This is a genomic window from Pedobacter sp. GW821-FHT01D05 (genome assembly GCF_059422505.1).
Map to the genome: position 1 here is coordinate 1,761,068 of NZ_JBWKXA010000001.1, position 12,719 is coordinate 1,773,786.

General features: G+C 41.5%; 5 protein-coding genes. 1 reads left to right on the plus strand and 4 read right to left on the minus strand.

Features of this window, described 5'->3' with window-relative positions; translation table 11 throughout:
- Positions 1-44: 44 nt before the first annotated feature.
- Positions 45-3,584 carry a family 43 glycosylhydrolase gene (locus tag AC07VK_RS07190; RefSeq protein ID WP_492959338.1) on the minus strand — a complete coding sequence of 1,180 codons (3,540 nt, stop codon included), beginning with the start codon at positions 3,582-3,584 and terminating at the stop codon, positions 45-47.
- Positions 3,585-4,221: 637 nt separating this feature from the next.
- Between AC07VK_RS07190 and AC07VK_RS07195 the strand changes: the two genes are divergently transcribed.
- Entirely contained in the window at positions 4,222-7,284 is a 3,063-nt protein-coding gene (locus AC07VK_RS07195) for a beta-L-arabinofuranosidase domain-containing protein (RefSeq protein ID WP_492959340.1), read from the plus strand.
- Between the two features lie 336 nt (positions 7,285-7,620).
- On the opposite strand, the gene AC07VK_RS07200 is transcribed toward AC07VK_RS07195, so the two are convergent.
- From AC07VK_RS07200 to AC07VK_RS07210, 3 genes are all read right to left on the minus strand, one after another.
- A complete protein-coding gene (locus AC07VK_RS07200; RefSeq protein ID WP_492959342.1) occupies positions 7,621-10,059 on the minus strand; it encodes a glycoside hydrolase family 2 TIM barrel-domain containing protein in 2,439 nt (812 codons plus the stop codon).
- A 178-nt stretch (positions 10,060-10,237) separates the two neighbouring features.
- Positions 10,238-11,350, minus strand: coding sequence for a thioredoxin-like domain-containing protein (locus tag AC07VK_RS07205; RefSeq protein ID WP_492959344.1), 1,113 nt, complete (start codon positions 11,348-11,350; stop codon positions 10,238-10,240).
- 803 nt (positions 11,351-12,153) lie between these two features.
- Complete coding sequence (locus tag AC07VK_RS07210; RefSeq protein WP_492959346.1) at positions 12,154-12,699, minus strand: putative glycolipid-binding domain-containing protein; 546 nt, start codon at positions 12,697-12,699, stop codon at positions 12,154-12,156.
- Positions 12,700-12,719: the final 20 nt, after the last annotated feature.

Genomic DNA, 12,719 nt, shown 5'->3' on the forward strand with positions numbered 1-12,719 from the left:
ATGTTGGTATAACAATGCGTTATAGCAACGCATCGATGTTTGCTTTATTTCTTTTGGATAATCTTAAAACCACTAAACGAGGCATCACCAGAGGCATCACCATAAGTAGCATGATAAACACCAACCTGTAAGCCGCTACTCCCCAAATCATCTCTTTTTACCGGACTGCCAGGAAGATCTACCCAAGCCTTTCCATCACTGCTACCACGCATAAAAAATGTATTTCCTGCCCGCTGTATCTGCAGGTGCCTGTAAAAAGCCCATCCAGAGAGGTTGTTTGTCTGCCTTCTGCCACCATTTCCAAGGTCGGTAACAATATTTCCAACACCCCAGCCCGGCATAATGCCGTTTTGTAAAAGCATTCTTCCATTTGTTGAAGCTTTAACCATTATACCTGCCTCATTTGCACCATAGGCTTTCTTCTCCTTGAGCCCCAGCATATCCGAAAGCGTTACCTCGGCGATAAAATCACCCTCCACATTGTTGTAGGCAAAAGGCCCCGTTGTCTCCGATCCATCCCAAAATGTGTTGTGCGAAACCATCTTTAGAATACCAGATTGTTGTGTAACGGTATCTGCATTTCCCAATAAACCGTCCCAGGAAGTTCCCGACAGACCATCTTTTGTTGCCGGAACTGACCGGGCTGCTCCACGCTGTTTTATGAACACAAATTGTGAAGAATCTGTTCTAACAGCAAAGGGAAGAGAAGTTTGGGTAACATTTCCAAAATTATCCCTAATTTTCACGGTATAATTATAACTGCTTTGCGGAAGGACCGAAAAATCCATATAAGCTGATGACCGCAACCATTTTGCATCCCCTTTATCTTTATCATTTTTAAAAAGATATTCAAGATCACTGCCTGGCAGTTCAGGTTTATCTGCAAACATATAAACCATATTTGGCGTAACTGCTGATGGTTTTGAAATAAATGTCGCTTTTAAGTTGCCTATGCCCAAGGTTTGTTGCCAAAAATTAAATTCTTTTAAGCAAGCACTATGATCAAGACCATAACTGTATATTGAAATTGATGATATTGCTGTTGTGGCACCTGGTGCTCCGCCAGAAGATTCTATCAAAATACGCTGGTCTCTTTGATTATTACGGACCAGTGCATAACTGGCCGGTTTACCATTGATAAATACCTGCAACTTGCCCTTAGAAAAAGAACAGATTAACTGTTGCCATTTTCCGTTGCCCACTATCCTTACGGCTTTATTTCCTTTACCAAAAAACAGATCTGTTTTTGAACCAACAGCAGGCAAAAGAGAAAAAACAGCACTAAATGGTTTTGAAAAATCGACCTCTTTTGCAATTCTATCTCCCATGATAACTTTACTACCATTTGCCAATACAGCAGCTATTTTCCCATTAACATCGGCAACTTCCACATTCCCTTTACACGCTAGTTCTCCCAAAGCTGCCCCATTGTTGGCCCAATTTGCTAAATTTCCATATTCAAGATTTTTCGCATCTACATATACCGCAGTACTATTGTCTAAGCCTTTTGCATAAGCTTTGTTAATCTCTGTATCGGTTAATGGAACATCATAAATTTTTAGGGAGGCCAGCGCACCAGAAAATCCTGAAGTTCCATCGTCATTGCCGCCAACAAGAAACCTGGTAAGATTATTCACGAAAAGCATTCTTCTTTCTGCCCTATCTAATTTCCCATCAACATATATACGTTCCATTGTTCCATCAAAAACCATGGTAATCATATGCCACTCATTTGCTTTGGGTAAATTCCTGTATCCTAAATCTGCCCAGCCCAGATGCCTGGCAGCGCCCAAACCTCTACTATTCCCGTAGCCTAACGCAGCATTACTTAAATCAACACCACCCCTTCCTGTCCACAAAACGATTGTTTCTTCTTTACCGATCTCTGGGTTCAGCACCCACATACTCACGCTATAACTGCTATTCCCCAGCATAGATAAAGGCGCACGAAAGGATGATAATAGGCGCTCGGTACCAGAGAAAACCAAAGCTTTCTTTCCTCCTATCATTGAAGTAACCGGCTTATTTGTTCCGTTAGCAGAAAACACACCGGCCAATTTTCCATTATTTTGAACATCAGCTGCTATTGATCCTACGCGAAGGTTATCAAAGTTTAAATCCACCAACAGTCCCTTCGGTTCAAAACGTTGCAAAGATTCCCATTTTTTGGTACTGGTATTCATCACCGGATTATATTCGGCATTGTCGAAAACCTTAATATTCCATATCGCCTTATTTAAGCCCGGATATTCTGTCCGTAAAATTGTTGTACGCAGATATCTGGCCTTAACATTCCCAAAATCGATCATCGGACTTCCATGTTGAGTGTTTTTACTTTTATCGGCATACAATTTCCATGTTTTGCCATCGAGCGAATATTCGATTTTGTATTGATAGTACCAGGTAGCATATTCAAATTGAGTGTGCACACTTTTGACATCATAAGCACTACCTAAATCTACCTGGAGCCATGAGGGGCCGATATTGTTTTTGGCTTTCCATAAAGTTCCGTTATTATCATCGAATGCAAATTCTGGTTTAAAATCCTGATCATAAGCTGAAGAGGCTACAGCAGTTTTACCCAGCGCCAGATTTGGATGCGGGTTCTCATTTTTTGCCAAATAGCCGATTCCGGAATGTGTTGGTACCAGCTTCAGTATGTTTCCTTTCTCATCGAAGATCATTTTATCTGCCGCCACCTGCCTGTGATAGCCACCGTCATTGTGTGGGTTATTATGCCGGTGATAAACCAGGTAAAAATCGTCTCCCTGCTGCAGAACAGACTGATGCCCTGGCCCATGCACTGTTCCATCGCCATTTGTGGCGAGGATAGGATTATCCTGGGCATATTTAAACGGTCCCATCGGATTACTTGCAGTGGCATACTGTACCCGGTAAGTTCCGTCTTCGCAATAGCCGGATGAATAGGTAAGATAATAGATTCCCTTTCGTTTAAATACAAATGGCGCCTCGAAAAAGTCTTTTGCATCGGTATTCGGGATCTGCGCAAGTTTTGAAAACGACTTCATATCGTTATTCAATAAGCCAACACCGCAACCATGGCCCGGATAAATGCCCCAAGTGCCCCAGTACATATAATACTTACCATCATCATCTTTAAAAGTCTGCCCATCAAGTGTAATCACCTTGGGTACCATAAAATTTGAAACTATTGGTTTTCCGGGTGCTAAAAGCGATGTCCATGGACCAACCGGCGTTGTAGAAGATGCACCGAATATTTCAACGGGCTGACAGTAGTATAGATAATACTTTCCATCGGGGCCCAGTGTTGCGTCAGGTGCCCAGTAATGATGAGTTGTTGGCCAGTTCATATCCTGCAAGGCCCAGTTCACAAAATCTTTTGACGTCCATACCTGCGATGGTCCGAACCCACCCCCATTGCCATCGGTTGTGGCATAAATATAATAAGTATCTCCAAATTTTTTCACAGTTGGATCTGCAAAATAACCTGGTAAAACAGGATTGCCCTGCCCCTTGGTCAAATGCTGAGATTGTGCTATTGCAGGTTGAAAAGAGCAGCCTAGGAGAAAAAGAATGAAGAGGTTTAGATAAATGTTTTTCATAATTAATGTTGATATCCCGGCTAATAAAACCAGAGTTGATGCATCAGGATGTAAATATAACCGAAACGTAACCTGGATTGCCGTTATATATTGATGCATAACATTCGTATTTTAACCAAGCACCCTAAATATGCACTTCTGATGTAGCAGATTGGAAAACTAGAACCTGATTTCGATTATCAAATCTCATTTTGTAACGTTTTAATCAAGTTTTCCGTTAAGGCGGCCGTCTCCCTGAATTTATTTTACTGCGTAGCTTTCCGCTTCGCTACAGGTCAGGGGCTTTCACGCTAAAAAGATGCTAATCACGATGATTCGGGAATTATAACGACGAACTTAAAAACAGACTCAACATGTTGTTATTTAAAATTCAGTAAATTGAGGTTAAAATCAATCCCAATCAGGGCAATACTTAATTTATTTTGTTATACGTGCAGGGTACTTGTTAAAATCTAGTAGCTATCAGATAAAAAAGAAGCATAAAAACACAGGGCTTCTTCATAGTTTTATCGATGAATTTTAAGGGTTATTTTTATTCCATATTCTTTAAATTTATTTACACTTAGTAAGAACTGGGTACAAAATATCCTGATACAAAAAGATCTAAGAAGTGCTTATTGATAAAAACGATTTAAACATGAAAATATACAACGTATTCTTGCGTACCATCCTATTCCTTGCCGTTTTAACCATTGGTATTAGTACTGCCAATGCACAAAGCGGAGACCAGATATTAGACGGAATCGGTGAAACGGGAATGAGTGCGCGTTATATCTTTAATGGTGATGCCAAAGACTGGTCCCGAAATAATTTTCATGCCAAATTTCAGGGCGACGGGGTCAAATTCGTCGATAACAGCCGGTTTGGAAAAGTTTTATCGCTCTCTGGAGATAACAATTCGTTTGTTACCATTCCGGGAGAAGCATTAACGGATATAGAATCGCTCAGCATATCGGGATGGATATACCTCCGTTCGAAGCAGCCGGGCCAGCTTTTTTTTGATTTCGGGAAGGACGTAACCAAACATTTTTTTGCGGCCCCTGTTGGAACAAAAGCTCAGGAAGGTTTCCAGACATTGATCACGGCAAAGGAAAACAATAAAAACGGAGCAGTTTCTCCTGCTTTAGAACTGAATAAATGGGTCTACATCACCATTGTGATAGATATTCCATCAAAATCTATGGTGACTTATGTAAATAGTAAGCCAGTGGCCGAAGTTAAGAACATCCCACTAGAGTTAACAACAGTATTCGATCAGCAATCAGTGGCAAAAAACCTATTGTATATCGGAAAATCGCTTGTACCTGGAGATCCCTATCTGAATGCCATGATACATGATTTCCGTATTTATCGGGTTCCGTTAAGTGCGGGGCAGATTGCCGGAATCTATCGCAATGCCATGGGAGGTACTCAGGAAAGCGTGGTAAATGTAGGTAAGCGTGAAGATGATCTTCCAAAGTTTTCTCCAGGCACCCCACAGCTTTACAATGCTTACTTAACTCATGTATCCGATATTCAGGTGGAAACAGAAGTAGGGAATTTACCGCGATTACCCAGTTATGTAGCAGGCACCTACCGGAATAAGATGAAAGGTCCAAAAGTACGTGTGCTGTGGCCTGCTCCAACTGATAATAGCACGGTTTTGAAACCTGGAAGTTACACCGTTACCGGGCGTGTTGCGGGAACGTCTTTTCAACCTAAGGCATTTGTAACCGTAAAAGCGCTTAAAAAATCAGCCGCGCCAACATTAAAGCTAGCGCCATTTGCTTTAAACAGGGTCTCTCTGCAGACGGATGCTCATGGCCATGCAACCAAATTTATTGAAAACCGCGATAAATTTATTAAAACATTAGCTAAAACCGATCCAAACTCCTTCCTCTACATGTTCCGACAAGCTTTTGGCCAGAAACAGCCTGAAGGAGCAAAACCTTTGGGCGTATGGGACAGCGAAGACACCAAATTAAGGGGGCATGCCACAGGCCACTATCTTTCGGCAATTGCCCAGGCTTATGCAGGCACCGGATATGACAAGGCACTTCAGGCCAATTTTTCAAAAAAAATGGAGTATATGATCAATACGCTCTATGAACTATCACAATTATCAGGGAAACCTAAAAATTCAGATCCCGCTGTATCTGATCCGACTGCTGTGCCGCATGGCCCCGGCAAATCAGATTATGATTCTGATCTTAGTGCATCGGGTATCCGCACCGATTATTGGAACTGGGGAAAAGGATTCATCAGTGCCTACCCTCCCGATCAGTTTATCATGTTAGAAAAAGGAGCGAAATATGGAGGACAGAAGAACCAGGTTTGGGCGCCATATTATACATTGCATAAAATTTTGGCTGGCTTAATAGATGTATATGAAGTAAGTGGCAATAAAAAATCGCTTAAAATAGCTACTGATATGAGTGACTGGGTATATACCCGCTTAAGCCAGCTGCCCCAGGAAACGCTTATTAAGATGTGGAATACTTATATTGCCGGCGAATACGGTGGCATGAATGATGTAATGGCCCGTTTATACCAGATTACAAATGATCCGAAATACCTGAAAACGGCACAATTGTTTGATAATATAAAAGTTTTCTTTGGTGATACAACACATTCGCATGGACTAGCCAAAAACGTAGACATTTTTCGTGGACTGCATGCCAACCAGCACATACCCCAAATTGTAGGGAGTATCGAAATGTACCAGGTATCTAATAAGCCCGAATATTACAGTATAGCGGATAACTTCTGGCATAAAATGGTAGATGATTACATGTACAGTATCGGAGGTGTTGCAGGTGCCCGTAACCCTGCCAATGCGGAGTGTTTTATTGCCCAACCAGCTACCTTGTACGAAAACGGTTTCTCTGAAGGAGGGCAGAATGAAACCTGTGCCACCTACAACATGCTAAAACTGACCGGAGACCTGTTTCTATTTGATCAGCGGGGAGAGTTGATGGATTATTATGAACGCGGATTGTACAATCATATCCTGGCATCTGTTGCCCAGAACAGCCCTGCCAATACCTATCATGTGCCACTCAGACCAGGGTCTGTTAAACAATTTGGAAATGCAGATATGACAGGTTTTACGTGCTGTAACGGCACTGCAATTGAAAGCAGCACCAAACTACAAAATTCAATCTACTTCAAAAGTAAAGATAACCAGGCGCTTTATGTGAACCTGTACATTCCCTCAACACTAAAATGGACGGAACGCCAGATAACGGTAGAACAAGCAACAAACTTCCCGAAAGAAGACCACACCCGCCTTACGATTAAGGGCAGCGGAAAATTTGATCTCAATGTGCGTGTACCGGGTTGGGCTACTAAAGGATTTTTTGTAAAGATCAACGGAAAAGAACAAAAGTTTCAAGCCGAGCCAGGTAGTTACCTAAAGATAAGCCGTAGCTGGAAAAATGGCGACATTGTAGATTTAAAGATGCCATTCCAATTCCACCTGGATCCGGTTATGGATCAGCAGAATATAGCGAGTCTGTTTTACGGACCAATATTGCTGGCAGCGCAGGAACCAGAAGCCAGAAAAGAATGGCGTAAGGTAACCTTTGATGCCAAAGATATTGGCAAATCAATCAAGGGTGATCCACAATCTTTACAGTTCACCATTGGTGATGTGGTTTTCAAACCATTTTACGAAACATACGGGCGTCATTCTGTTTACCTGGATGTCACATTAAAATAACGTACTGTTGTACTGATAACTAACGAATGGCTCATGGGTGGGGATTATTCCACTCCATACCCCATTATGCCGGGAAACCGCTAACAGATCCGATCTGCTATGAAATAGTGATAGTTCCCTTAGGCGACATGGAAAGTGGACGAAGAAACAAACCGGATAATTACCTTAATCCAGTAAATGCCCTGTGCCCGGTCCATGATTAAAAAGCATCTAATGTGCAGGCAATAAAAGCTTTATAAAACCAAAAGAGTAATAAGTAGCGAAGCACTTTATCCTCACCATAACACCTTGCTTCGGCAAATCAATATAATAAGCTGATTAGCAATTAAATAATAGCTAATAACGAAGTGTGCGCTGAATTGCTTCCGGAGATGAGCGGACAACAACCACAGCCGCCGTTAAACCGGGAGCACTTGCCTTCAACTTTATCGTTCCAGTGCTTTTGGTACTTTTGATCACCACCAACGCCCGCCCTTTCCATGCCCTGCGTGAGTTGGAAATATAGGGATCTACATCTTTCAGGTTCGCATTGTCTAGTCCAATAATCTTCCCTGGCCCCTCAATGTCAAAACGTATCCGGTTTTCAGAATTTGGCTGCAACACTCCGTTTTTATCGGTCAGTTCAACAGTTACAAATACCAGGTCTTGTCCATTTGCGGTTATTTCACTACGATCTGCGGTCAGCTTTACCCTGGCCGTATTTGCCGAGGTTTTGAGTATTACTTTTTCTACTTCTTTACTATCCTGAACGCCAACAGCAAGCAATTCTCCGGCAGCGTAGGGAACGGTAAAAACTGCCTTAAACTCTTGGGCTATGCTGGTTTCCTTCTCTCCTATCAGTTTTTTATTAAGGTATAAACGAACCATAGGATATTTGGAATAAACCTCAACCTGAAGCTGTTTACCCTCATATCCCGGCCAGGTCCAGCTTTCCCAGGTAGGCCATACCGACCACAGTGTTTCTTTGATTTCTAAAGGTTTAGGGTCTGGTTCACGGACGGCCATATAGAGTTTTTCGTTATCGTTATACAGCATGCTCCGGTAGTGGGAAATGGGTTTCCGCCATCCGGTCAGGTCGATATCTCCGCAGTAAGCACCATGCCATGGAAAAAAACTATTCTCCCAATGCTCACCAGGTAACTCATCCGAATAATAATAACGGCCTATGCCCGATTCGCCAAGGTAATCGAGTGCAGTCCAAACAAAGTCTCCGATGATATAGCTATTGTTATTTACAAGTTTCCAATTGGCAAAAGCATCTCTGGGATAGGATTCTGTTTGAACAATGACCCTGGAAGGTACCCTTTCATGATCTGCAGTAGCCCTATGCAACTGGTAATTATAGCCAGCAACATCATGCTGCAGCATTAATGGATCGAATATTTCCCAATCCTTATCCCAGGTAGTCATTGCTGAGGTTACAGGACGGGTAGAATCAATTTCATGAACAGCGTTTACCAACATTTTTGCCGTATGTACCGCCTGTTGCTCCTTCCGTTCTATGATTTCATTCCCTATGCTCCACATGATTACCGAGGGATGATTTCTGTCCCTTAGTACCATTGCATTTATGTCTTTTTTCCACCAATCGTCAAAATACATGGCATAGTCATATTTATTCTTGGCGGTTTTCCAACCATCGAATGCTTCGTCGATAACGAGCATCCCTAAGCGGTCGCATGCGTTTAAAAAGGCTTCGGAAGGAAGATTATGGGCAGTTCTTATGGCATTAAACCCTGCTTTTTTCAGCAGTTCAACCCGTCGTTGCTCGGCTCGGTCAAAGGCAGCGGCGCCTAAACAGCCGTTATCATGGTGTACACAGCCGCCATTGAGTTTTAGTGTCTGTCCATTTAGCTGAAAACCATTCTCTGTTGTAAATCTTAATGAACGGATCCCAAAATCTGTCTGGTTGCCGTCGATCACTTTTTTATCGGCGATAATACTAATTTGGGCCAGGTATAGGTTAGGATTTTTTGGCGACCATAAAAGTGGTTTTTCTACTTGTATATCCTGTATTACCTCCTTTTCACTATGCGCGTCTAACCTGATCTGGCTTTGCATTGCACCAGACTTTTTTAGCTCTGGGTTAAGGAGATTGGTCTGAACCATAACCATCTTGGGCAATGCGGTTTCGTTCTTAACCCTTGTTTTAACCTGTACAATGGCTTTTTTTTCGCTAACTTCTGGCGTAGAAATCCCTACCCCCCAACTGGGAATGTACACTTGCCCCGTTAACACCAGCCACACATGACGGTAGATACCGGAGCCGCTATACCAACGGCTGTTTTTCTGTTTTGAATTATCTACCCTAACCGCAATTACATTTTGTTTCCCAAAATTAAGGTATGGACTAAGATCATAAGTAAATGGCGAATACCCATAAGGATAGGTACCCAGTGATTTTCCATTGATAAAAACTTCCGAATTCATGTAAACGCCCTCAAAGTTTATGGAAATAAGCTTTCCCTTCCAATCAGACGGCACCACAAATTTCTTTCTGTACCAACCTGTTCCCGATGGGAAAAAACCGCCTTCCCCACCAGTTGGATTTTTCGGACTAATCTTCCCTTCAATGCTCCAATCGTGTGGAAGATCGAGGATTCTCCAATTCTGATCATCAAATTCAAAACTGCTTCCTCCCTTAACATCTCCCAGGTTAAATTTCCAATCCTGATCAAAGAGCTGTTTACGCTGTACTGCCCGTTGCGCAACTAAAGCCAAAGGCCCAACTGCTATGAATAATATTAAAAGGATCAAAGATTTGAAAAAAGACATGGCCTATATATTTGGTGTTATCAAATATAAAAAAACAAACGTTAAAGTAACGATTATTATTCAACCACAGTTGGACTGTAGAAAAGAAAAATGCGCCCTTTTCGATCTAATTCATCGCTAGAACATCTCTTCCTTTGCAATATGGAAAGTTACTTACCATAAACAGATTTGATGTTTCTTATTGTTTTTTGGCGAGTTGATTCTGAACTTCCTTCAGCACGGCGCCATCATAATATCCCGACCATTTGGATACAATTTTTCCTTTGGGATCAATAAGTACAAATGTTGGATAGCCAGTAATGCCATACTTGATGGTCGTTTCCCCATAAAATCCTTTCCCATCCCAAAGACTTAACCATTGCGGCTGGTCTCTATTTACACCCTTTAACCAGGTTTCTTTACCGGCGTCGCCTGAAAATGAAACTATGGCCAGCTCCTGACGGTATGCCTGTGAGGTTTTCTTTAATTCGGGAATTGATTCTATACAAGGGCCGCAGTATGTGGATGAAAAATCAAGCAATACATATTTGCCTTTTATTTCCGATAAAGTATGGCGCTTTCCGTCCCTATCAAAACCATTGAAATCAGCATAAATATCCCCTACTTCAAGAACATCGCCCACGGTCAAAAAAGTTTTGATGCGCTTTGCATAAGAGGTGTTTTTGAACGTTGAATTCAGTGCGTTATAAAATTTACTGATGGTGTCTTTTGGAAAATCTCTTTTAAGGTAGAACAGGGCATCGAGTGCTTCATAACTATTCAGATTCTGTTTCACAAAATTCATTCTAGTGAGCATATCCAAACTATCAAGGCTGGCAATAACCTTCCATATTGCCTTACCTTTTGATTTCGCGCTATCACCTGTTAAGGCCTGGTATTCTTCTACCAATTTGCTGCGTTTCTTATAACCTTCTTTAGTCAGGTCGATCATTTTGTTGTGCATGTCCTGAGTTTTTGAACCCGTTATTTTCAGATCAAAAGGAAAATCCTTGATATCCCCTTTCACATCGATCCTTTCGTTTCCCATCAACAATGTGAAATAATAAAACTTTTGCCCGGCATTTGTGGTAACCCATAAAGATTGTGGTTCTGCCCTGAATTTTCCTTTAAAACTTAAAAAATTGTTCTCGATTACTGCGCTATCAATATTAGTATCAAGGATAACATCGTTTAAATAAAATCTTGTACCATCCTCAAAACCAGTAATTTGAGCACTGATCAAATATTGTTGCGCATGAGATTTAGTATTAATAAATATCCCGAGAAGCAAGAGCAGACAAGCGTTTTTCATATATCTCCAAAGTAAGGTTTTTCCTGTCAAAATACAATTTGTAAACCGATAAATTTCTTCAACAGCATGTCTCCTATATAGCTAAGATTACCCGATACCTTTAAGCTATTTGCATTTTTTGATTTGTTCAATGCCTATGGGCTACCTGAACGATTAATTTTAAAAATGGATTGCTGTTTATACCGATATGTTTAAATCCATGTTCCAAACCTAGCGGCTTTGCGGCATTGACACCTCATTTTGAGCTAAAGTGAGCTAAATTGGACCAATTAACACGAATAATGAGCTAAAATGGACCGCTAGGGCTGGCCTCCGCTACCACAGCCGGGCCACTTGTGGCAGCCTGCTTAAGGGCAGCCTGACCATAAGCAGTGTGCCGGTTCGGCCAAAACAGGCGTTGGCTTTACCTTTTAGGTAACCAAAAGGTAAAGCCGGGGTAAGCTTGGGGTAACCCTGGGGTTAACTTGGTAGCAAGAAAGGGTAAACAACAGGTAAACAAGGGGTAATCAGATATGGCCTTTTCGATGGCCTTTCCAGCTAGGCAGCCACTAAATTTTTCAGGTAAAATGATCGTCACCAGGTAGTTTACGGGCTTTAATGTGCCGTCTTTTACCCTCCTGTTGGCGGCGTATTACGGTCACCAAAGAGATCGATAAAAGTAAAGGTTAGTTGATCGTCAGTTTGAAAAGGGAACGAAGTGGCCATTTTCCCTGAAATATGCAATCTTACCGTTAATTATCCATACAGAGATTGAAATCAAGGAGAGCCTAAAATGAATTTAAACAACCAGAAACAGATGCTTGCTATTTTTTTCGGAATAGTTTCGGGTATTCGGTTACCAATCCATAGGGATCAGTTTTTAGCTCGGCCTTGAATGTCGATTTTTCGTTTTCGTACAGGTATACAGAATCTGATATTTTGGTGTAATACTGTCTTACAGGCATTATAACATCAGCAATAATATCTATGTATATCACCTCGATCCTATTGCTCAATTGCCCATTAAAAACCAACCTTCTTATCGGCAATGTATTGGTAAAAGGTGTTAATGAAATGTCAATATCCACACAACCATCAAATCGATGATCAACCGTATTGTTGACCTGCCAATAAGCACCTTTCTTCTCTAGAAGCAGTGTTTTTTCATTTCTGCCCGATATAACATTTATTTCTGCGAAATAGGTTGCCCACAACGTATCACTGAGAATTTTATACAACATTTTAATCGCCTGCTTGTTAACTTGGCATGTAATAATCGATGTGATTGCGACACCATTATCTGTTTCCGTTAACGTACAGTTTTCCAGAGACTTGTATTCCAAGCCTTCCCATCTTATTTTTCTTTCCATTATGATTTGAAATTAAACAA